This window comes from Flavobacterium sp. 38 (assembly GCF_057799715.1).
On sequence record NZ_JBYNWZ010000011.1, the window covers coordinates 16,084 to 39,377 of the forward strand.

Consider the following 23,294-nt stretch of genomic DNA (forward strand, 5'->3'; position numbering starts at 1 on the left):
GGATTTCGTTTAAAATGTGTTTTACTATTTGGTAATGAATTTTGGATGGATTAAATTTTCTAAAGAATAAATTTCATCCCATTTTTCTTGTGTGATTAATTTACGCTCTAAAACTGCAATCTGATGTACGCTTTTGTTTGTTTTTAAAGCTTCGCCTGCAATACTCGCACTTTCTTCATAACCAATAATCGGATTCAGCTGCGTTACAATTCCGATACTATTCATGACCATATTATAACAATGATCCACGTTTGCTGTGATACCAACAATGCATTTGTCTATTAAAGTCTGAATGGCATTTGAAAGATAATCTAACGAAGTAAACATCGCAAATGCAATAACAGGCTCCATTACATTCAATTGCAATTGTCCCGCTTCTGCCGCCATTGTAACCGTTAAATCCTGACCAATTACATAAAAACAAGTCTGATTTACGACTTCTGGAATTACTGGATTTACTTTCCCTGGCATAATAGAAGATCCTGGCTGGCGCGGAGGAAGATTAATTTCGTTTAAGCCAGTTCTTGGTCCAGAACTTAACAACCTTAAATCGTTGCAGATTTTAGAAATCTTAACCGCAGAACGTTTCAAAGTTCCCATAATTTGAACGTAAGCTCCTGTACCGACAGTCGCTTCAATTAAATCTGGCGAAAGCGTCAACGGAATTCCAACCTCATCGGCTAAGTATTTCACACAGATTTCTGGATAACCTTCTGGAGCATTAACTTTGGTTCCAATCGCTGTTGCTCCCATATTGATTTCTAGCAATAATTCCTGAGCATTTTTCAAACGCTGAATATCCTCGCCAATTGTGGTCGCATAAGCTTTAAATTCCTGCCCTAAAGTCATAGGCACCGCATCTTGCAATTGCGTTCTACCCATTTTTAAGACATCTTTAAACTCTTCGCCTTTTTTAGCAAAAGCAACTTCAAGACCAGCTAAAGTCTTAATAAAGCTTTCCATTTTTAAATATAAAGCAATTCTAAAAGCGGACGGATAAGCATCGTTTGTTGACTGAGAACAGTTTACATGATTGTTTGGATGAAGGAATTGATATTCTCCTTTTTTGTGGCCTAAATATTCCAATCCGATATTGGCGATTACTTCATTGGCATTCATGTTTACAGAAGTTCCAGCTCCGCCTTGAATTAAATCGCTCACAAATTCTTTATCAAATTTTCCTGCGATAACCTGATCGCTTCCATAGCAAATCGCTTCTGCAATTTTAGCATCAATCGCGTTGCAATCTTTGTTTGCCAAAGCGGCTGCCTTTTTTACATAACCCAAAGCTTTGATAAACAAAGGTTCTTTTGAAATCGGAATTCCTGTAATATTAAAGTTTTCAACGGCTCTAAAAGTCTGGATTCCGTAATATAAATGATTCGGAATGTCTAATTCTCCCAGAAAATCATGTTCTTTTCTTGTTGATTCCATATCGTGAAATTGATAAATTTTAGCTTAAAAAATAAGCGTAAAGCTACATTAAATTTATGCTAAAGTCACTACTATTTTTAAAATGATTTTGGATTTTCAATGAAAATTTTACAGCAAATTAGTACCTTTTCAGCCTCAAATAATTATCAAAAAGAGTTGAAAAAAGAAAGCGAATATTTTCTTGATAAAGAATACAATACGTTTATTTACGGCAAAGATGATCTTAATTTTAAGGACTTCGAATGCTGCGTTTTTAATAATTGTAATTTTTCTGCCTGCACTTTTCTCGCTGTAACTTTTATCGACTGCACTTTTAATGATTGTATTTTCAGTGAAGCCAAAATTAATTATGTTGCTTTTAGAAGCGTCACTTTTTATAACTGCGAAATCAAAGAAGTAAATTTTGCCATGTGCGACAAATTGATTTTCGAGGTTCACTTTTACGATTGTATTTTAGACTTCTCTAAGTTTTATACTTTAAAACTAAAAGGAACCACTTTCAACAGCTGCAGTCTTATTGCCGTAGATTTTATGGCGGTAGATTTAACTAATGTTCTTTTCGACAATTGCGATTTATATCGTGCAGAATTTTCTAAAGCAATTGCCAATAAAGCCAATTTTAGAACGAGCTTCAATTATACCATCGATCCATCAAAAACAAAATTGAAGAAAGCGATTTTTTCTTTGAAGGAAGTGAAAGGGTTATTGTTTACGCATGATGTGATTGTGGAGTAGAAAATGGTACGCGGATGAAACGGATTCGCTATCGCGAAGACGCTGATTTACGCAGATTTTTTATATCATATGAATTGCCTGCAGCTTTAGCTGTGGGTGTATAATAAAAAAACATAAAAGGCTTTAGCCAAACTTTACGAGTTCGGCTAAAGCCTTTTTACATTTCTAATTTGTTCCTCCAGCTAAAGCTGGAGGCAATTGATTTTATTTTTTACTAACCAAAATAAAATAAAAAAAACCGTGGAAATCCGCGTCTTCGCGATAGCGAACCCGTTTCATCCGCGTCTAATTTTATTTATAATTAAATATTTTTCCCCATCACATAATCCTCCATCAAATACCCATTTCCAATTTCTATATCAACAGTTTCTTTAATTTCGAAACCTAGTTTTTTATAGAAATTCAAAGCGGTATTAAAACGGTTTACATTTAACAAAAGTTCTGAAGAATTATTTTCTAAAGCCATTTTTCCGATTTCTTCGAAAACTATTTTGCCAAAACCTTTTCCTTGTGTTTCTGGCAAAAGATAGATTTTATGGATTTTGGTTATCGCTTCGTTTTTATAATTATGCTCAATTCCGATAAAACCAATTACCGAATCCGAATCTAAAATTAAATAAAACAGTTGCTCTTTATTCTTAATCTGTTTTGATAAAGCTTCATCAGAATAAATGAGATCTAACATATATTCTAATTGTTCTGCAGTTAAAATTTCGCCATATGTAATTGGCCATGTTATATGTGCAATCTCTTGAATTTTAGCAATATCTTCAATCGATGCTTCGGTAATTTGAATCATATTATTTTGTAAAAACTTGATTTTCTTGTTCGCTTACGCGGATAAATGTCGTTCGTTTAGTCAATTCTTTTAATCTAGAAGCGCCAACATAAGTACAAGTACTTCTTATTCCGCCTAAAATGTCTAAAACAGTGTGAATGACATCTCCTTTAAACGGAACCTGAACAGTTTTGCCTTCGCTCGCTCTGTATTCTGCCACACCCCCTGCATGTTTGTCCATGGCAGTTTTCGAACTCATGCCGTAAAATTGTTTGAATTTTTCACCTTTAACTTCTATCAATTCTCCGCCACTTTCTGAATGTCCGGCAAGCATTCCGCCCAACATTACAAAATCGGCTCCGGCACCAAAGGCTTTCGCAACATCGCCCGGAGTTGAACAGCCTCCATCGCTTATAATGTGTCCGCCCAATCCATGTGCGGCATCAGCACATTCTATAATAGCAGACAATTGCGGATAACCAACGCCTGTTTTAACGCGAGTTGTACAAACAGAACCTGGACCAATTCCGACTTTTACAATATCTGCGCCAGCCAATAAAAGTTCTTCGGTCATTTCGCCAGTAACAACATTTCCAGCAATAATTATTTTATCGGGATATTGTTTGCGGGTTTTCTTTAAAAATTGAACAAAATGCTCCGAATAGCCGTTTGCCACATCAATACAAATGAATTTCAGTAACGGATTTGCAGTAATTATTGTTGCTATCTTTTCAAAATCTTCTTTTCCGGTTCCTGTGCTTACTGCAATATGATCATAAAAATCAGGACTTGCATTTTTCAGAAAATGATTCCACTCTTCTAAAGTGTAATGTTTATGAATGGCCGTAAAAAGCTTTTCTTTCGCCAAAACCTTCGCAATTTCAAAAGTACCCACAGTATCCATATTGGCTGCCATAATCGGAATTCCTGTCCAATTTGAAGTACTATGCAAAAATTTGAAATTCTGTTCTAATGAAACTTCTGATCTGCTTTTAAGCGTTGATCTTTTAGGTCTAAACATGACATCTTTAAACCCTAATTTTAAATCCATTTCTATTCTCATAATTCGAGATTTTGGTTACTCTCAAATTTAGGAATTTATGATTTTAGATTTCAGATATTAGATTAACAAAAAGCTGAACTTTTGAACAATGCATCTAATTTATTTCACAGAGATGCACAGAGATTTCTCAGAGATTCGCAAAATTGTTTAATTATTGGAACTTGGCTTCGACTCCGCTCAGCCTGACAAACGTGAAACCGCAATTCATCTAAGAACAACTGAACACTAAAAAAACTGACTACTGACCACTAAAAAAAACTATCCGTGTATCGTTTCTCCTTTTCCGTAGTTGGTAATGATTGATTCTTCAAATGCTAACCATTCTCTCCAGCGTTTTTCAACGTCGATTCCTGTTCCGTATTTTCTTGCGTAGGTTATGAAGGTAGTGTAATGTCCCGCTTCACTTTCCATTAATTCTCTGTAGAAAAGAGCTAATTCTTCATCTTTTATGTTTTCCGAAAGTACTTTAAAACGTTCGCAGCTTCTTGCTTCGATCATTGCAGAGAACAAAAGTCTTTCTACTAATCCAGAAACACGGCTTCCGTCTCCGCTTTTCTTCATGTATTGATACAGTTCGTTTACGTAATCATCTTTACGCTCACGTCCTAATTTTAATCCTCTTTTGATGATGATATTATGAACCTGCTCAAAATGATCGATTTCTTCTTTGGCTAAAGCCAATAAATCTTTCACCAAATCCTGATGTTCAGAGTTGTTTGTGATAATTGTAATCGCGTTTGTTGCTGCTTTTTGCTCGCACCAAGCGTGATCTGTCAGGATTTCTTCGATGTTTTTCTCAACAATATTTACCCATCTTGGGTCGGTTGGCAATTGTAATCTTAATACGCCCATTTCTAAAAATTATGAGTTATGAATTAAAAATTATAAGTTTGAAAGCCTTAAAAGCAAAAGTCGAAAGCCAAAATAAGACTTTTGACTTTCGACTTTAAAAACTTTAAGACTTATTTTTTTAGTATTTGAAAATCGGTCTTTCGCTCATCATTTCGTTTACTTCAGCAGCAACTTCTTCGATAAGATCTTCGTTTGTGTGATCAGACAGCACTTTATCAATTAAAGCAACGATAGTTTCCATATCTGCTTCAACTAAACCACGAGTTGTGATTGCAGCTGTTCCTACACGAATTCCAGAAGTGATAAATGGTGATTTATCGTCAAATGGAACCATGTTTTTATTTACTGTGATTTCTGCTTTTACTAATGCATTTTCTGCTTCTTTACCAGAAATATTTTTATTTCTTAAGTCAATAAGCATCATGTGGTTATCAGTTCCGCCAGAAATGATTTTATATCCTCTTTTTACGAAAGCATCTGCCATTGCGTTTGCATTTTTCTGCAATTGCATAGCGTATGTAAAGAATTCGTCTTTCAATGCTTCACCAAAAGCAACCGCTTTAGCAGCAATAATGTGCATTAAAGGTCCACCTTGATTTCCAGGGAAAACAGCTAAATCTAATAACGAAGACATCATTCTGATTTCTCCTTTTGGAGTTGTTAATCCTTGTGGATTTGGGAAATCTTTCCCCATTAAGATCAAACCTCCACGTGGTCCTCTTAATGTTTTATGTGTTGTTGTAGAAACGATATGGCAATGTGGAATTGGGTCATTCATTAATCCTTTTGCGATAAGACCAGCTGGGTGAGAAATATCAGCAAATAAGATTGCTCCAACGCTGTCCGCAATTTGTCTGAAACGAGCAAAATCCATATCACGAGAATAAGCCGAAGCTCCAGCGATGATTAATTTTGGCTGTTCTTTAGTTGCAATTTCTTGAATTTTATCATAATCTAAACGACCAGTTTCTGCATCTACACCGTAAAAAACAGGACGGTATAAACGGCCTGAGAAGTTTACTGGAGAACCGTGAGTCAAGTGACCACCGTGGGATAAATCGAAACCTAAAATCGTGTCACCAGGATTCAAACAAGCGTGGTACACAGAAGTGTTTGCTTGAGAACCTGAGTGAGGCTGTACGTTTGCATATTCAGCGCCAAACAATTCTTTAGCTCTGTCAATAGCAATCTGCTCAATAACGTCAACTACTTCGCAGCCTCCGTAATATCTTTTGCCTGGATAACCCTCAGCATATTTATTCGTTAAAACAGACCCTGCTGCTGCCATTACTTCATCACTTACAAAATTCTCTGAAGCGATAAGCTCTAGTCCGTGAATTTGTCTTTCTTTCTCCTCTTGGATAAGATCAAAAATTTGTTCGTCGCGTTGCATTTTTTTGTTTTTCGTTAATTTCACGCAAAAATACAAAAAAACGTTTGTCAAACTGCTAGATTATGATATATTTGACATGTAATTTTTCAACAAATAATTAACATTAAACATGCCAATAACCGCCAACGATACCAGTAGAAAATCATGGTTAGAAGTGCCAGAAAATAGCGACTTCCCTATTCAGAATATTCCTTTCGGCGTGTTTCTTACCAAAGAAAATGTCGTTACAGTAGGAACGCGTATTGGCGATTATGCCATAGATTTAGGGGCTTTACAGCAATTAAACTATTTTGAAGGGATAGAATTAACCGATGATATGTTTATGCAGGATACGCTAAATGATTTTATTTCTGACGGAAAAAAAACATGGCGTTTGGTTCGAAATCGTATCGCTGAGATTTTCGACGAGACTAACCCGCAGTTAAGAGATTCAACAAAACACCGAGATATTGTTATATTTAAAATCGAAGATGTAGAGATGCAACTTCCTGTTTTAATTGGCGATTATACCGACTTTTATTCGAGCAGAGAGCACGCTACAAACGTAGGCAAAATGTTCCGCGATCCAGATAATGCCTTATTACCAAACTGGTTACACATTCCAGTTGGATACCATGGTAGAAGCTCAACGATTGTACCTTCAGGAATTCCGGTGCACCGACCAATGGGACAAACTTTACCTGCTGGACATGATACACCTGTTTTTGGAGCTTCTCGTTTAGTAGATTTTGAATTGGAAACTGCTTTTATTACTACAGATGTAAATGTAATGGGCGAAAATATTTCTACTTACGAAGCTGAAGATTATATTTTCGGAATGGTTTTGCTAAATGACTGGAGCGCGCGTGATATTCAGAAATGGGAATATGTGCCACTTGGACCATTCTTAGCTAAAAACTTTGCCACTTCAATCTCACCGTGGATTGTTACGATGGATGCTTTGGAGCCTTTTAGAACTAAAGGACCTAAACAAGATCCGACTCCACTTCCTTACTTACAGACAAAAGGGAAAAAAGCTTTTGATATTCATTTAGAAGTTTCTCTTAAACCTGAAGATCAAGAGGAAACAGTTATTTCAAGATCAAATTTCAAATATTTATACTGGTCAATGAGTCAGCAATTGGCACACCACACTTCTAATGGATGTCGTGTAAATTCTGGTGATATGATGGGTTCTGGAACTATTTCTGGTCCAACTCCTGATAGTTTTGGTTCTATGCTAGAATTAACTTGGGGCGGAAAAAATCCATTAAAGTTAAATAGCGGAGAAGAGCGTAAATTTATTGAAGATAATGATACGGTTATTATTCGCGGTTTCTGCGAAAATGCAGAAGTTAGGATTGGTTTTGGCGAAGTTGCCAGCCAACTTTTACCTCCTTTTACCAGACAATGAAGAGCAGATAATAAATCTGAAGAAATATAAAAAAAATAAAACCTTGGCGATCACCAAGGTTTTTTTATTCTATATTTTTAAATCTATCAAAATTTAAAGGAAAAGTTATTTATTCCAAAACTACCTTTACCCAAACCAAACGATGATCTGAACTTGATTCACGCTTTTCGACTAATTGCGACATTGGCTCCCCTTTTGCAGGCCAGAATACACCACTACTGACAAATTTAAAACCAAGTTTGGATGGCAAGACATAATCAGCTCGCATTCTCCAAAAAGCAGTATGATTAACTCCAAAAGGATTTTCAGGACTAAATTCGGCACCGCCTTTACTAGCAGGTGTAAATTCGCTATTAATTTTCGGACTTTCTATTAAAGATTTTATACCTTCTCTAATAGCATCTCCTTCAACTGGTGATGCGTTTTGATCTCCCAAGATAACAAATTGAGAATTCGGAGATAAACCACCTTTTACACCTTTATCATCATAAATGTATGAAGCCGAATTGTCTGCAATATAATCTTTCCAAAATCGGATTTCATCATGATTTCTTTTTCCGTGGCGATCTTCAGCACCATCAAAAGTAGGCGGAGTAGGATGACTGGCTAAAACATGAACAGTTTTATTGCCAATCTGTACAGGAACATCCCAATGAGATTTTGAAGATAACGGGAATTCCTTCCATGCTTTCTTACTGTACCAATCTGATCCATCTGCCTTTTTGGTAAGCAATGCGCCTGGCATATCTTTCCATTTAAAATGCTGAAAAGTACGGACCGCGTTAACATCAATCGGATATTTAGATAAAAGCATCATTCCATATTGTCCAGGATACATACCAAATCCCCATGCATCATTTCCAAAATTAGTTACTTTTCCATCATTGTTCAAATCATAAGGACTCGGCTGGCCAGTATTTACTGTTGAATAATAGTAATAAGGATAATCGATGGCTTCTGCTCCGCCTTGGCTAACATTCAAATAATTTTTAATAAATGCCTTTACACCTTGTTCAGGATCTTTAATGTAATCAAATTCATTTAGGAGAATAACATCTGGCCTAACGGTCTGAATAATCTGGGCGATATTTCTAATTTGAGCATTATGTCCTGATTTAAGCTGATCAATCAATATCAGCTCCGATTTTCCCATTGCGCCTTTTGGAGAATAATTATCAGATTCCATACTTACATTGTAGGTCGCAAATGTAAGTTCATTTTTTTCTTGCGAATCAGATTGTGAAAAAAGAACTCCGGAAGAAAGCACGGAAAGGATAAAAAATATTTTCTTCATATAAAATTTAAATCTGCATTTCTGCATTATTGAACATACGAATATAAGGAGGTTGTAGAGAAACTCGACAAGTCTCTCTGTTAAATATACGACAAAAAAAAGCTGCCATACTTTAATTTAATATCATACGAAACCCGACAGGCTTTTAAAAACTTGTCGGGTTTAATTGCTATATATATTTAAAATTTAAATTTGCTAGACTACACTTTGCGGGGTTTCGACTTCGCTCAGCCTGACAGACGCAAAAAAACTATCCAATAAAATTTGCGCTAATTTGTGTAATTTGTGATAAAAACCATCCAAGAAAAATTTGTGCAATTCGTGTAATTCGTGGCAGAAAAACTACCGCATAGGCTTCGACTCCGCTCAGCCTGACAAACCTACCGAAACTTTGCAACTTTGTGCCTTTGTGCCTTTGCAACAAAAAAAACTAAGCAGGAATCTGCTGGCTTAAACAATGCAAAGTCCCGAATCCCCAGATGAAATCGATACAGCTAATACCGATTACTTCTCGGTCTGGGAAACATTCTGCTAAGATATTTAAAGCCACGCGATCATTACTATCATTGAATGTCGGCACTAAAACGCAATTATTCAATATCAAGAAATTAGCATAACTCGCTGGTAAACGCAAATCTTCAAAATCAACACGTTTTGGCATTGGCAACGCTACAATTACAGGAGATTTTCCGTTTTCTAATTTTGCATTTTGAAGACGTTTCAAATTATCTTGTAATGGCTTGTAATTTGAATCGTTTTTATCTGTCTCTACAATCGTTACAATCGTATCTTCATTTACAAATCGGCATAAATCGTCGATATGTCCGTGTGTATCGTCACCTTCAATTCCATCTCCCAACCAGATTACGTTTGTAACTCCAAGATATTCTTTAAAAACAGCTTCGTAATCTTCTTTGGTGAAACCAGCATTTCGAACCTGAATAGTCGGATGCATCAGACATTCTTCAGAAGTCAATAAAGTTCCTTTTCCATTTACATCAATTGCTCCACCTTCTACAATTACTGGTTTTCCTTTGTACATAACTTGAGTTAGTGGCACATCAATAAAATCTGCAACTTTACCCGGAACGAATTTATCCAACTGATAGTTTTTATATTTTGCCCATCCGTTGAAATTGAAATTTAAAGCTTCTCTTTTAGAACCATTTTTTACAATAATAGGTCCAGAATCACGCATCCAGCTTCTGTTGGTTTTATGTATAATGTAAGAAACGTTTTTAATGTTTACTCTAGCTCTTTCAAGCATATCAGCAACTTTCTCTTTTAGTTTTTCATCGGCAACGACCAAAAAAACAGTTTCAAAAGTGGCTACTTTATTTATAAATTCTACAAAAGCCCATTGAACAGCTTCGTATTTTCCTGGCCAATCGTTGCCATTATGCGGAAAACACAATACAATTCCTTGCTGTTTTTCCCATTCTGCTGGAAATCTTCTATTATTTGTTGACATAAATAGGTTCTAATTTAGAAAGTGCAAAGATAAGCATTCGTTAGGATTTTAAAACATTTATATCAAATTCGATAATAATTTCACAAAAAATATCCTGCAAAAATTAAGTTAAAGATTAAATAATACATCCTTAATATTTAACAGAAAGCTCAGAATTACTTTTGCCAAAACTAAAAACTAACACATGAAAAAATTATCGATCTCATTATTAGCTGCTCTTTCTATATTAGCAAGCTGTAACAATGATGAAAATTCTAAAAACGAACCTGAAGTTCTTGTAAATGAAAATCCTGGAACTTTTAAAGAAATTGGTTCTATTACAATTGGCGGAGAAGCTGCGGCTGAAATTTCTGCTTACTGCGAAAAAACAAAAAGACTGTTTACAGTTAACAACAGCGGTGTAAATCAAATCGACGTTATTGATATTGCTGATCCGACAAAACCTCTTAAAATAGGACAAATCAATTTAGCTACATACGAAGGTGCTGCAAACAGTGTTTCTGTTTTTGACGGAAAATTGGCTGTTGCTTTAGAATCGACTACAAACAAACAGGCAAATGGTAAAGTAGTTGTTTTCAACACTTCGGATTACAGCTTAATCAAACAAGTTACAGTTGGTGCTCTTCCTGATATGATTACTTATTCTCCAGACGGAAAATTTATCATGACTGCTAATGAAGGCGAGCCAAATACGGATTATTCGCAAGATCCAAACGGAACTGTATCTATTATAGAAACTGGTTCTTATACTGTAACTACTTTAGACTTCGCTTCTTTCAGCGGACAGGCTGCTACATTAATAAAAGACGGGTTTAGAGTTTCTAAAGTTGCTAAAAGCTTTGCTCAGGATATTGAACCAGAATACATTACTATTTCTGACGATTCTAAAACTGCTTGGGTAACTTTACAGGAAAATAATGGTGTTGCAAAAGTTGATTTAACTTCTAAAACGATTACTGCAATTTATCCTTTAGGTTTAAAAGACTACAATACTGCAGAAAATGCAATTGATGTAAGTGATAGCGACGATAAAGTTGCTTTTAATCCATGGAAAGTAAAAGGTCTTTACATGCCAGATGCAATTAGCCATTTTACAGTAAACAATACTCCATATTTTGTAACTGCTAATGAAGGCGATGCAAGAGAATATACTGCTAATACTGACATTAAGCGTATGAAAAGCATGAAACTTGACGCTACTGTTTTTCCTGATGCTGCTACTTTAAAATTAGATGCTAACTTAGGAAGATTGAATCTTGTTGCCGACATGGGAGATACTGACGGAGATGGGGATTTAGACGAAATGGTAAGTTTTGGAGCCCGCTCTTTCTCAATCTGGAACGGAAACACAGGAAAAATTGTTTACGACAGTAAAAATGATGTTGATAAGAAAACGTATGACTTAGGAACTTATGACGATAAGAGAAGTGACGATAAAGGTTCTGAACCAGAAGCTGTAGTTGCTGCTAAAATGGGAAATCAAAACATTTTGTTTGTTGGTTTAGAAAGATCTGATGCTTTTATGGTATACGATGCAACAAATCCAACTTCACCACAATATTTACAAACTGTAAAAACTGGTGATGCTCCAGAAGGGATTCTTTTTATCCCAGCTTCAAAAAGTCCAACAAAAAGAAGCTTGCTTGTCGTAAGCAGCGAGGGAGACGGATCTGTTAAAATTTATCAGCCAGATTTGAAATAATATATTTTTTTTTAGGATAGCAAAAAGGACAAAATGTGAATTTTGTCCTTTTTTTATGCTTTCTATTAGACTTATTTTAACGGATTTACATAATTAAAAGCCAAAAGATGGAAATTATGTAAGAGTATATACAACACTTTCTAAAATTCGACGGCTAATTTTGTTTCAGAGTTTAAAATAAAAACAATTTAATTTTTGATATCATGAAAAAGAAATTAGTATCAGTATCCTTATTATTACTATCATTTGCGGCAGGCGCTCAAAATATGGCTACCACTTCTACCAAACCAAGTGTAGATCAAGAATTCAACAAATGGTCGATCGAACTTAATGGTGGTGTTAACAAACCAACCAGAACAATGACTCCAGGTTATACTACAGAATCATTAAACTTTTTCCACGGAGATTTAGGTGTAAGATATATGTTTAGTCCAAAGTTTGGTGTGAAATTAGATGTTGGTTACGACCAATTTAAAGAGAAAAAAGACACTCCAGATTTTGAAAGCCGTTATGTGAGAGCAAGTTTACAAGGGGTTATCAACGTTGGACGTGCTTTAAATTTTGAAACTTGGACAAACACAATTGGTCTTTTGGCACATGGAGGTTTTGGGGTTTCGCAAATTAGTACTGAAACAGGATTTGGAGGACAGGATTACATGGCACACGGTATTGCTGGTTTAACTGGACAAATTAGATTAAGCAATAGAGTTGCTTTAACAGGAGATCTTACCGGAATTGTTAACGGAAGACAAAACTGGAACTTTGACGGAATGGGTAACACTAGTACAGGTGCTTTTGACGGTGTTCTTTTAAATGCTTCTGTTGGTTTAACTTTCTACTTAGGTAAAAATGAAAAACATGCTGACTGGGTTGGTGAAGAAGATAGAATTAGCGAATTGGAACAAAGAGTGGACTTAATCGAAACTGGTCTTTTGGATACAGACAAAGATGGAGTTGCTGATTTGTACGATTTAGAACCAAATTCTATTGCAGGTGTTGCGGTTAACACAAAAGGACAATCAATTGACACGAATCAAAATGGTGTGCCAGATGAGTTAGAAAGCTACTTAGACAAAACTTACGAAAAGAAAGGCGCTGGAACAGCTACAAACAATACTGTTGAGGAATTAATCAACGGAGGTTATGTAAATGTTTATTTCGACTTCAATTCGTCTAAACCTACAAACGCATCTTTATCAGGCGTAGATTTCTTAGTGAAATACTTGAAAAACAATCCAGGAAAATCTGCTGACATTATTGGTTATGCTGACGAAATTGGAAACACAAATTACAACACTGAGTTATCTAGAAAAAGAGCTGAGGCTGTGAAAAAAGTAGCCGTAAACGCTGGAATTGATGCATCAAGATTGAATGTAATTGCTAACGGAGAAGATACTTCTGTTAACAAAAATTCTAAAGAGGCACGTCAGATCGTGAGAAGAGTTACTTTCCAAGTGAAGTAATCGACATATAAAGCTAAAAACAAGAAAAAGAGCTGTTTCATCTGAGACAGCTCTTTTTTGTTATAAAAAATATACAAAAGCTTCAGCGAAGCGACATGCATTAGATTGAAAAAAGACATGTCGCTCAGCTGGAGCTTTATTGCAAACTTTATTATTTGCTATAAATATTTCGCTTCTCCGAAGCTTATAAAAAAAGGACAAAATTTACATTTTGTCCTTTTTTTATATTTCAAATAAATCTAATTATTTATCGATTGCTCTTTTTGTAATATCTCCAAAAGCATCAATTCTTCTGTCTCTGAAGAACGGCCAGTTTTGGCGAACATTTTCTTGTAAATCCAAGTCAACTTCAGCAATTAAGATTTCTTCTTTATCATGAGATGCCTGAGCTAAGATTTCTCCTTGTGGTCCAGCGATGAAAGAAGCACCCCAGAATTGAATACCTTCTGTTCCGTCGATATATTTTTCAAGACCGATTCTGTTTGCTGCTGCTACGAAAACTCCATTTGCTACGGCATGACCTTTCATAACGTTCATCCAAGCACCGTATTGGTTTTCTCCGTATTGCTCTTTTTCTTTAGGATGCCATCCAATAGCTGTTGGATAGAATAAAACCTCAGCACCTTTAAGCGCTGTAATACGAGCTGCTTCTGGGTACCACTGATCCCAGCAGATCAAAGTTCCAACAGTTCCTTTTTTAGTTTCGATTGCTTGAAAACCTAAATCACCTGGCGTAAAATAGAATTTCTCGTAGAAATGCGGATCGTCTGGAATATGCATTTTACGGTATAAACCAGCCTCTGTTCCATCAGTGTCAATAATATAAGCACTGTTATGGTAGATTCCAGCCATTCTTTTCTCAAAGAATGGAACAATAATTACGACTCCTAATTCTTTTGCCAATTCGCTGAATGCGATAAATGAAGTGCTGTAAAGCGGTTCTGCTAATGCAAAATTATCTACATCTTCGCTTTGGCAGAAATAATGACTGCTATATAATTCAGGCAATAAGATAACTTCAGCACCTTGGCTTGCAGCGTCTCTTACCCAGCTGATACATTTTTTAAGATTATTTTCGGCAACATCATTCAGATTTAACTGAATAACCGATACTTTATACTTTCTTTTCGCCATGACATAAAATTTAGAGTGCAAAAATAGTAAATTTTAGAGGAATGGCAAAGTTTACAGATTTCACCAATATTAATTAAAGATCATTTTAAATTTGAAAACTTTTCCAATTGAATATTAACTTTTTCTATAACATTTTCAATTTCATAAAACTGCCGTTTAAAAATAAAACTCAAGTGATATTTTGTATTTTCTTCTTCCACAGAATATTCGAAATTAACTTTAGAATACGTTAGATTTGAGGCATTTTTATACCATTTATCAAAAAGTTTTTTTCTAAAATCCTGTCTAAAATCTACACTATCACAAACATAGTTTAAAATGATATCGGGATTATTTTGAAAGTAATCATCTATGATTGCGGCTATTGTAATTTCGACAAAAGAATCTGTAAAAAACTTTTGATTGTTGGACTCATAAAAGTCAATAGAATATAATTTTTCAAAGAAAAAATTATCTAAATCCATTTTCCTAAAGCTTACAACATACTGTAAACCGTATTTTGTTGTAAAATAAAAAAGAGGGTGTAAACCCTCTTCTGAAATATATGTATACATAAAGAAATTCTATTTTTTCTTTAATCTTTCTAAAACTTCTTTTCGATGTTCTTCTTTTAAATCAACCAATTTCTTTAAAACAGAAACTGTCTTAGAATTTGGTTTTATGATTATTGTTTTTTCCATGATTGTTTTCGAATTGTATGCAAATGTAAGAAAAAACAAACCTGTTTCCAAAATAGTAATTAAATAACATTTTTTGCTTTTAGAAAAAACCATTTCACATCAACTTAAATAGTAAGTCTCAGCAAAATGGCTTTTCAACCTAAATAAACTCAACCAAATTTTTTATTATTCAATCACTACTTTTTGAGTAAGGAATTCTTTTTCTGATTTTTTGAATTTGATTTCAAAAGTTCCTTTTGTTGCAGATTTAAATTTGTAAACTGTTTTTTGTGGTTCTGGCACTTGTTGTGTGCAAACTTCAGATGGATATTTTGCAAGTACTTCTAATCCTTTTACGTCTCCAATTGTAACTTCTGAGATTTTATCAAATTCTGCACAAGCGTTATCTACCACATACGTTACATCGTAGCTTAATTCTTCATTTACTTTTCCTGTTGCTGGTCCTTTAATTTCGGTTACTAAAGCAGCTTTAGAAGTTGGAGCTGGTGCTTGAACTTCATCGTCGTTACTGCATGAAGCAAATGCAATTGATAAAAATAATACTACTAAACTTGATTTTAAGCTAAAACTTTTCATATAAAATAATAATTAATTGTTAATTACTATGAAGATGCCTATTAGTTGCAATGGTTGCTTAAAACAAAATGTTAAAAATTTCAGCAAGGAATTAAACAACTAAAAATCAAGTTTTTATTGATTAAAAAAAAATACACATTCTTACCAATATTTCTTTTGAAAATAGAATTTCATGGCCTAGCCCCGATAGAAGCGGCATCCTTTTTTGGTTCCGTCTCGTTCTTTAACGAGACGGAATCAAAAAAGATATAGCGGATAGCGGGACTAAACTTGAACTGAAAATGTTATTTTTGCTCCAAAAAAAAACACCAGCCTTTCGACTGATGTTCTTGTATATTTTATGTGGATTAGATTAAACCGTTTTCTTTTTGAAGATCTTTTTTACTAAGTTGATAACCAACAGAACTGCAAATCCTAAAACCAATCCTACTACAAATTCTTTAATAATAGCCGGCATTTTGATTTCTTCTGACAAATGATGGAAATATGGTATGTAGTGTACAAAAATCCCTCCTGCAACCAAAAGTAAAGCAATTGTCCCAATTACAGTCAAACCTTTAATTACCAGAGGAAGCGCCTTTACCAAAACATTACCTATCATAGCAGAAAAGCTTTTTTCATTCTTGCTGAATTTAATAAGCTTGTAACCTGCTTCATCCATTCTAACAATAAGAGCAACAATACCGTAAACACCAATTGTAGCTATTAAAGCAATAATAGACGTTACAATGATTTGCTGTGTTAGAGGTTCTTCTATAACAGTTCCTAAAGCGATAATTACAATTTCGACAGAAAGGATAAAATCGGTTATGATAGCAGATTTTATCTTTGTTTTTTCAACTGCTAAAATTTGTTCTTCAGTTAGAGTTTCTTCTGTAATACCTTCTGATTCTTCATGTTTGTGAGGAACAATAAACTCATACACTTTTTCTGCTCCTTCGTATGCTAAAAACAATCCGCCAAGAACTAGGATCACAATAATTGCTACTGGAAGAAAAGCACTTAATAAAAATGCAATAGGAAGAATTATAATTTTGTTAAGCAAAGAGCCTTTACTAATTGCCCAAAGAACAGGAAGCTCTCTTGATGAAGCAAATCCTGAAGCTTTTTCAGCATTTACAGCTAAATCATCTCCTAGAATTCCAGCTGTTTTTTTTGCTGCAATTTTACTCATTACTGCAACATCATCCATAATTGCTGCGATATCATCTAATAGAACGAAAAAACCTGAAGCCATCTTTTAATTTGTTATTTTTTTTAGTGACGCGAATCTATACATTTTGTTTGAATCTTCCCAAAAATATCACATCAAAAATTTATGATTTTTATTCCTAATTTTCTGTAATGGTTTCTTAACTGCATTGCCCTAAAAGAACCCATAAAATAATGAAAACTATAATTGTTCCGAAACAGCCTCCGCCTAACTTTTTAGCTCCATATCCTGCCAGTAATCCTCTAAATATATTATTCATGATTTTTAAATTTTAATTAATAATTTGCTGATTTTTATGAATTTAAAATTGGTTCTTTTTTGATGATATCTTGTTATATGAATTGGATAAAAAGTTTCAAAATTTAGAGATAAAAAAAAGCATCAGTTTAAACTGATGCTTTTATGAATTATTTAGAACTCGTCACCTTTCAAATTAATCGGTAGAAACATTCATTCCTCTACTAATTAAAGTTGCCTTATCTAGAATTCCTTGCCCAGTCGGAGGAGCCGGAGGATTCTGATCTTGCAACTGAACATAGCTTCCTACATTAGCAGGAAGATTAAGCAATCGATGCAAAATTAAATTTACTTGTGAGCTCGAAAGCGCATTTTTATTAAAATTAAGCGATAAATTTTCATCTGTAACTTTTGTTAATAATGGCAAGTCAATAGAGGTAAGAATGGAATTATTTTGAAAATAAAGTCCTTTACTAGAGGTTAAAGCAGGAAAAGAAATAGAAGTTAGAGATGGATTATTTAAAATTCCAGTGTCGTATCCATGTAATGTTTTCAAAACAGGAAATGTAATTGAGCCTAATACATCGTTATTACCTATATCTAAATCATTATAAACCTCAATAAGATTACTTAAATTAACGTTTGCTAATTTTAAGTTGTTTTGAATTTTTAAGTATACTAGTTGCTTTACTGCACTTAAATCAATAGTTGTCAAATTTGTTGTGGATGTTACATAAATATTTTCCGTGTAAGCTCCCAACTGTGCTTCTATTTGCGCCGCCGCCTGTGCATCTGTAATATCTCCCGTAATTATAATACTCGTTTTTCCGTTCGTTTTACTGCTTCCTGCATATAATGCATAAGGCACACTCAAAAGCTGACTTGTCCCGCTAATGGTATAATTGCTTCCTCCGTCTGGATCTATTTCTGTTTTAATAAAATGAGATCCTGCGCCCCAGTCTACAGAGGCAAAAGTTCCAGCGACTGGTGTTCCTCCTCCTATCTCAATTGTGGCTAATCCGTTAGCATTTGTTGTGGTAGTTTGTGTTTCTACATAAGAAGCTGTTCCAGTTACTGAACCTAATAAAATACTGGTTTTAATACCGACTAAAGTATTTGCCAACAAAGTCCCATCTGTTTTACGAATAACAGACTGATAATTCATTTTTTGTGGTGCCTGAGCAAATAAAATAGTAAACGAACTTAGTAATAGTAATGCCAGAGTAATTTTTTTCATATATTTTTCTACGGTTTAAATTTCTATTTTTTAATAATTTTAAAAGTTTTAATTGCTTTAGAGCTTCTGTTTACTGCAAGAAAATAAACTCCCTTCGCTAATCCTTGCATAGAAACTTTTGTTTCTGAAGAAATTACTTTTGAGGTATTTGCTACAATTTTTCCGTTGATATCAAAAAGAGTAAATGATAAATCATTGTATTGATTATCAGAAACAATTAGATTTAAAACATCAATCGTAGGATTAGGATAAGCAGTAATCACAAGATTAATTTCCTTAAACTCATCCGCCCCTAAAGTAGCAATTTCATAGGCCTGCTGAACTCCTTCATGAGCAGAGCCGCCACTTCCTTTCAGGCTTAAGTCAGAAACTTGCCCTACTGAATAGCTTGCGGTTCCTCCAGCTCCAGCGCCTTTTCCGCCCGCAACGACTATGCTTTCTTGCGAATAAGTTTTGGTTCCAAAGAAAACGCTCATGACAAATAAAATCAAAAATGTTGTTTGGTTTCTTTTCATATAAATGATTTATAGTTTAAATCAAATATACCCTCTTTCTTACAACTTTAACATATCTATTAAAAATGTTATTGACAGAAATTATTAACAAAAAAAAAGCATCAGTACAAGACTGATGCTTTTCAAGATTAACATGTAAAAAAAATAATTAATTAGCGGTCTGGTTTCTAAATACCAATTTGCCATCAAAAGCATCTAATAAAATGATGCTGTCTGTTGTTATGTTTCCTGCCAAAATTTCTTTTGACAATTGATTTAAAACTTCTCTTTGCACGACACGTTTTACTGGTCTTGCTCCAAACTGAGGATCATATCCTTTGTCTGACAAGTAAGCAATAGCTTCTGGAGTCGCATCCATTGTAATGCCTTGCTGTGCCAGCATTTTAGTAACGCCTTTCAACTGTAAACCTACAATTCTCGAAATATTATCTACTGTAAGTGGCGTAAACATTACGATCTCATCGATACGGTTTATAAACTCTGGACGAACCGTTTGTTTTAACAATCCTAAAACTTCATTTTTAGCTGCTTCTGTCGCTGCTTCCACTCCACCTTTTAGATTTTCGAATTTCTCCTGAATAATCTGGCTTCCCATATTAGAAGTCATGATGATAATAGTGTTTTTGAAATCCGCTAGACGACCTTTATTGTCTGTCAAACGGCCTTCATCTAAAACCTGCAATAAGATATTGAAAGTATCTGGATGAGCTTTTTCGATCTCATCTAACAAAATTACAGAATACGGTTTTCTTCGAACAGCTTCTGTCAATTGTCCGCCTTCATCATAACCTACATATCCTGGAGGTGCACCAACCAAACGGCTCACACTGTGACGTTCTTGATATTCACTCATATCGATACGGGTCATAGCATTTTCATCATCAAAAAGATATTCAGCCAAAGCTTTTGCTAATTCGGTTTTACCAACTCCAGTTGTTCCTAAGAAAAGGAATGTTCCAACAGGTTTTTTCATATCCTGTAAACCAGCACGACTTCTCCTCACAGCATCACTCACCGCTTCTATCGCTTCTTCCTGACCTACTACACGTCTGTGCAATTCATCTTCTAGATGCAAAAGTTTTTCTCTTTCTGTCTGAAGCATTTTAGTTACCGGAATTCCAGTCCATTTTGCTACCACTTCTGCAATGTCTTCTCTGGTAACTTCTTCTTTTATTAAAGAAGTTCCAGATTGAAACTCCTGTAATTGTTTTTGCAACGTTTCCTGACGTTCTTGCGCTTCTTTTATTTTTCCGTAACGAATTTCAGCTACTTTTCCGTAATCACCGTCACGTTCTGCACGTTCCGCTTCATACTTAAAATCTTCTATTTCGTGTTTTACAGCTTGAATTCCGTCAACAATATCTTTTTCAGATTTCCATTTTGCAAAGATTTCGTTTCGCTCTTCTTTCAAGTTGGCCAATTCCAAACCTAAAATTTTAAGCTTACTTTCTTCTTTCTCACGTTTAATGGCTTCAATTTCAATTTCAAGCTGCATGATTTTACGATCCAAAACATCCAGTTCTTCTGGTTTTGAATTGATTTCCATACGCAGTTTAGAAGCTGCTTCGTCCATTAAGTCAATCGCCTTATCTGGTAAGAAACGGTTGGTAATATACCTTTGCGAAAGTTCAACCGCAGCAATAATTGCCTCGTCTTTAATCTGAACTTTATGGTGCGTTTCGTACTTTTCTTTGATTCCACGAAGAATCGAAACCGCACTTTCTGTATCTGGTTCATCGATTAGAACTTTTTGGAAACGTCTTTCAAGCGCTTTGTCTTTTTCAAAATATTTTTGATATTCATCTAAAGTTGTTGCTCCAATTGCTCTCAATTCTCCACGCGCTAAAGCTGGTTTCAAGATATTGGCAGCATCCATTGCGCCTTCACCTCCACCCGCTCCTACAAGCGTATGAATCTCATCAATAAAAAGAACAATATCTCCTTCTGCAGCTGTAACCTCTTTTACAACCGATTTTAAACGTTCTTCAAATTCTCCTTTGTATTTCGCCCCAGCAATCAGAGCCCCCATATCCAATGAGAAAACGATTTTTTCTTTTAAGTTTTCTGGAACGTCTCCATCAACAATTCTATGCGCCAAACCTTCTGCAATTGCCGTTTTACCAACTCCAGGCTCACCAATAAGCATTGGGTTATTTTTGGTTCTACGAGTTAAAATTTGCAGCACTCGACGAATTTCTTCATCACGTCCAATAACTGGATCTAGTTTTCCTGTACGAGCTAATTCGTTTAAGTTTTTAGCATATTTATTTAAAGAATTGTATGTTTCTTCAGCAGAAGCAGAAGTTACTCTTTCTCCTTTACGTAATTCCTCGATTGCTGCTTTCAAGCCTTTTCCTGTAACTCCCTGATCTTTTAAAATCTGAGAAACTTTACTTTTTGAGTCAAAAATGGCTAAAATCAAATGTTCGATCGAAACGTATTCGTCGTTCATTTTTTGTGCGATTATTTCAGCTTCATTCAAAGATTTATTCGCATCTCTAGAAAGCATAATTTCGCCTCCAGAAACTTTTGGAAAGTTTTGAATTGTAGCATCTAAAAGCTGTAGAAACAATGGAACATTTACATTTAATTTTTTCAATATAAATGGCGCCACGTTTTCATCAACTTCAAAAATTGCTTTGAAAATGTGTTCATTTTCAATTTGCTGCTGGCCATTTCGCTGTGCTAATTGTTGCGACAACTGAATGGCTTCTTGCGATTTAATAGTAAACTTGTTAATATTCATATTTTTACGATTTGATTGATTTTTATTTGTTTCAATTTTATAAGATTAAAGTTACGCTTTATTGAGGTAAATCTTTAACTCAAATAATTTAACTTTGCATTTAAATAGACAAATTATATTCCATAGTAAAAAAACAGACAAAATGACGGTAAATTTCAAGTTTTAAAAACTTTTACACGTCAAAAAGTCATAAATTAAGCCACATATGAGTTTTTTTAATTCAATCTTCGGAAGTTCAGAGAACTCAGAAGCAGCAAAAAGCAAAGTCAACTGGACAGACTTAACAGATATTCGTCAATTAATGGAGATCGAAGCCATTTCAAACGAAAAACCAGTTGTGATTTTTAAGCATAGTACACGATGCAGCATCAGCCGTATGGCTTTAAAACAATTTGAAAGAGAATACGATCTAGAAGGTGTTGTTGATGCGTATTTTTTAGACTTAATTGCACATAGAGATATATCAAACGAAATTGCAAGCCGATTTGGCGTTTATCACGAATCGCCTCAATTGATTTTAATCAAAAACGGAAAAGCTGTTTATGATGTTTCGCACAGCGATATTGATGCAGAGACATTGAAAAGTAAGGTTTCGTAATTTAAATCTACTAATAAAGCACTAAAGCATAAAATAAAAAAGAAAGTTTTTTCTTATTTATTTTGTGCTTTTTCTATTCAATAAAAGTATATTTACACGAAAAAAGTGGAATATATGGAAGTGATTTGGACTGAAAAAGCCGAGAAAACATATCTAAAAAATTATGAATATCTAGTAGAAAATTGGTCTATTACAGTTGCTGAAAAATTTGACGAAGAAGTCTTAAATGTAATTGATATAATAGCAAAAAATCCTCAGATAGGTCGCTATAACAAAGATTTTGATTTCAGCGCTATATTAGTAGTCAAACAAATTTCTTTAATCTACAGTGTGATGGATGACAAAATTATGCTTTTAACTTTTCACGATAATAGACAAAAACAAATCAAAGATTTATTCTAAAATCACTTGTTTTTATTTTTGATTCTTTTAACCATTTCGCTATGCGGGATAGTTTTTCCTTCTTTAATATTTTCCCTAGCCTCTTCTATCTCTGCTAATAATTCCATTTTATAATATTCTTCAGGAGAAATAATTTTAGCTATTGCTAACATTTCATCAGCAGTAAAAGATTGATTTTGCAATTTTCTATAATAAGTAGGCCCCGACAATCCAACCTGTTCAATAATATACTTCTTTTTAAAAGGAGAATTATTGATAAGTTCATCTAGTTGGCTGGCAACCTTTTTAAAAGCGAGAATTTCTTGTATCATATATGAAACTTTTTCGTTACATTTATTTTACAAATATAACAAAATAAATGAAACAAAATTCAGACAA

At 34.4% G+C, this 23,294-nt stretch carries 21 protein-coding genes; 6 read left to right on the top strand and 15 right to left on the bottom strand.

The window, feature by feature from the left end; genetic code table 11:
* Positions 1-24 precede the first annotated feature (24 nt).
* Positions 25-1,434: an aspartate ammonia-lyase gene (gene aspA / locus AC3E9W_RS19900; RefSeq protein WP_488769733.1), complete on the bottom strand. Its 1,410-nt coding sequence runs from the start codon at positions 1,432-1,434 to the stop codon at positions 25-27.
* Positions 1,435-1,590: 156 nt separating this feature from the next.
* Between aspA and AC3E9W_RS19905 the strand changes: the two genes are divergently transcribed.
* Complete coding sequence (locus tag AC3E9W_RS19905; RefSeq protein ID WP_488769734.1) at positions 1,591-2,169, top strand: pentapeptide repeat-containing protein; 579 nt, start codon at positions 1,591-1,593, stop codon at positions 2,167-2,169.
* Between the two features lie 301 nt (positions 2,170-2,470).
* On the opposite strand, the gene AC3E9W_RS19910 is transcribed toward AC3E9W_RS19905, so the two are convergent.
* From AC3E9W_RS19910 to glyA, 4 genes are all read right to left on the bottom strand, one after another.
* Positions 2,471-2,968, bottom strand: a complete 498-nt coding sequence (locus tag AC3E9W_RS19910; RefSeq protein ID WP_488769735.1) for a GNAT family N-acetyltransferase — start codon at positions 2,966-2,968, stop codon at positions 2,471-2,473.
* A 1-nt stretch (position 2,969) separates the two neighbouring features.
* Entirely contained in the window at positions 2,970-4,010 is a 1,041-nt protein-coding gene (locus AC3E9W_RS19915) for a GMP reductase (RefSeq protein WP_488769736.1), read from the bottom strand.
* Positions 4,011-4,268: 258 nt separating this feature from the next.
* Positions 4,269-4,862: a MiaE family protein gene (locus AC3E9W_RS19920; protein WP_132079980.1), complete on the bottom strand. Its 594-nt coding sequence runs from the start codon at positions 4,860-4,862 to the stop codon at positions 4,269-4,271.
* Positions 4,863-4,980: 118 nt separating this feature from the next.
* Positions 4,981-6,255, bottom strand: a complete 1,275-nt coding sequence (gene glyA, locus AC3E9W_RS19925; RefSeq protein WP_306157827.1) for a serine hydroxymethyltransferase — start codon at positions 6,253-6,255, stop codon at positions 4,981-4,983.
* A gap of 109 nt (positions 6,256-6,364) precedes the next feature.
* Between glyA and fahA the strand changes: the two genes are divergently transcribed.
* A complete protein-coding gene (gene fahA, locus AC3E9W_RS19930) occupies positions 6,365-7,648 on the top strand; it encodes a fumarylacetoacetase (protein ID WP_306157825.1) in 1,284 nt (427 codons plus the stop codon).
* 109 nt (positions 7,649-7,757) lie between these two features.
* Here fahA and AC3E9W_RS19935 read toward each other — a convergent pair whose 3' ends face one another.
* Together AC3E9W_RS19935 and AC3E9W_RS19940 are read right to left on the bottom strand one after the other, a co-directional pair.
* Positions 7,758-8,942 carry an endonuclease/exonuclease/phosphatase family protein gene (locus tag AC3E9W_RS19935; RefSeq protein WP_488769737.1) on the bottom strand — a complete coding sequence of 395 codons (1,185 nt, stop codon included), beginning with the start codon at positions 8,940-8,942 and terminating at the stop codon, positions 7,758-7,760.
* A 430-nt stretch (positions 8,943-9,372) separates the two neighbouring features.
* Entirely contained in the window at positions 9,373-10,413 is a 1,041-nt protein-coding gene (locus AC3E9W_RS19940; RefSeq protein ID WP_488769738.1) for an agmatine deiminase family protein, read from the bottom strand.
* Between the two features lie 184 nt (positions 10,414-10,597).
* Between AC3E9W_RS19940 and AC3E9W_RS19945 the strand changes: the two genes are divergently transcribed.
* Both AC3E9W_RS19945 and AC3E9W_RS19950 read left to right on the top strand, forming a co-directional pair.
* Entirely contained in the window at positions 10,598-12,115 is a 1,518-nt protein-coding gene (locus tag AC3E9W_RS19945) for a choice-of-anchor I family protein (RefSeq protein WP_488769739.1), read from the top strand.
* Positions 12,116-12,318: 203 nt separating this feature from the next.
* On the top strand, positions 12,319-13,578 hold the full coding sequence (locus AC3E9W_RS19950) for an OmpA family protein (protein WP_306157817.1): 1,260 nt from the start codon (positions 12,319-12,321) through the stop codon (positions 13,576-13,578).
* A 243-nt stretch (positions 13,579-13,821) separates the two neighbouring features.
* Here the strand turns inward: AC3E9W_RS19950 and AC3E9W_RS19955 are convergent, their stop codons facing one another.
* The 7 genes from AC3E9W_RS19955 to clpB all read right to left on the bottom strand — a co-directional run bounded on the left by AC3E9W_RS19955 (position 13,822) and on the right by clpB (position 21,916).
* Positions 13,822-14,712, bottom strand: coding sequence for a carbon-nitrogen hydrolase (locus tag AC3E9W_RS19955; protein ID WP_306157815.1), 891 nt, complete (start codon positions 14,710-14,712; stop codon positions 13,822-13,824).
* 80 nt (positions 14,713-14,792) lie between these two features.
* Positions 14,793-15,266, bottom strand: a complete 474-nt coding sequence (locus tag AC3E9W_RS19960; protein WP_488769741.1) for a DUF6169 family protein — start codon at positions 15,264-15,266, stop codon at positions 14,793-14,795.
* Between the two features lie 291 nt (positions 15,267-15,557).
* Complete coding sequence (locus AC3E9W_RS19965) at positions 15,558-15,968, bottom strand: hypothetical protein (RefSeq protein WP_488769742.1); 411 nt, start codon at positions 15,966-15,968, stop codon at positions 15,558-15,560.
* 352 nt (positions 15,969-16,320) lie between these two features.
* The gene (locus AC3E9W_RS19970) at positions 16,321-17,205 is read right to left on the bottom strand and encodes a DUF808 domain-containing protein (RefSeq protein ID WP_488769743.1); all 885 of its coding nucleotides are present in this window, start codon (positions 17,203-17,205) and stop codon (positions 16,321-16,323) included.
* Positions 17,206-17,614: 409 nt separating this feature from the next.
* Positions 17,615-18,655, bottom strand: a complete 1,041-nt coding sequence (locus tag AC3E9W_RS19975) for a DUF8740 domain-containing protein (RefSeq protein ID WP_488769744.1) — start codon at positions 18,653-18,655, stop codon at positions 17,615-17,617.
* Positions 18,656-18,678: 23 nt separating this feature from the next.
* A complete protein-coding gene (locus AC3E9W_RS19980; RefSeq protein ID WP_488769745.1) occupies positions 18,679-19,170 on the bottom strand; it encodes a T9SS type A sorting domain-containing protein in 492 nt (163 codons plus the stop codon).
* A gap of 148 nt (positions 19,171-19,318) precedes the next feature.
* Complete coding sequence (clpB, locus tag AC3E9W_RS19985) at positions 19,319-21,916, bottom strand: ATP-dependent chaperone ClpB (protein WP_456892404.1); 2,598 nt, start codon at positions 21,914-21,916, stop codon at positions 19,319-19,321.
* A 205-nt stretch (positions 21,917-22,121) separates the two neighbouring features.
* On the opposite strand from clpB, the gene ytxJ reads away from it, so the two are divergent.
* Positions 22,122-22,514, top strand: coding sequence for a bacillithiol system redox-active protein YtxJ (gene ytxJ, locus AC3E9W_RS19990; RefSeq protein WP_488769746.1), 393 nt, complete (start codon positions 22,122-22,124; stop codon positions 22,512-22,514).
* Between the two features lie 114 nt (positions 22,515-22,628).
* Positions 22,629-22,916: a type II toxin-antitoxin system RelE/ParE family toxin gene (locus AC3E9W_RS19995; RefSeq protein ID WP_488769747.1), complete on the top strand. Its 288-nt coding sequence runs from the start codon at positions 22,629-22,631 to the stop codon at positions 22,914-22,916.
* Positions 22,917-22,918: 2 nt separating this feature from the next.
* On the opposite strand, the gene AC3E9W_RS20000 is transcribed toward AC3E9W_RS19995, so the two are convergent.
* Positions 22,919-23,227: a hypothetical protein gene (locus AC3E9W_RS20000; RefSeq protein ID WP_488769748.1), complete on the bottom strand. Its 309-nt coding sequence runs from the start codon at positions 23,225-23,227 to the stop codon at positions 22,919-22,921.
* Positions 23,228-23,294: the final 67 nt, after the last annotated feature.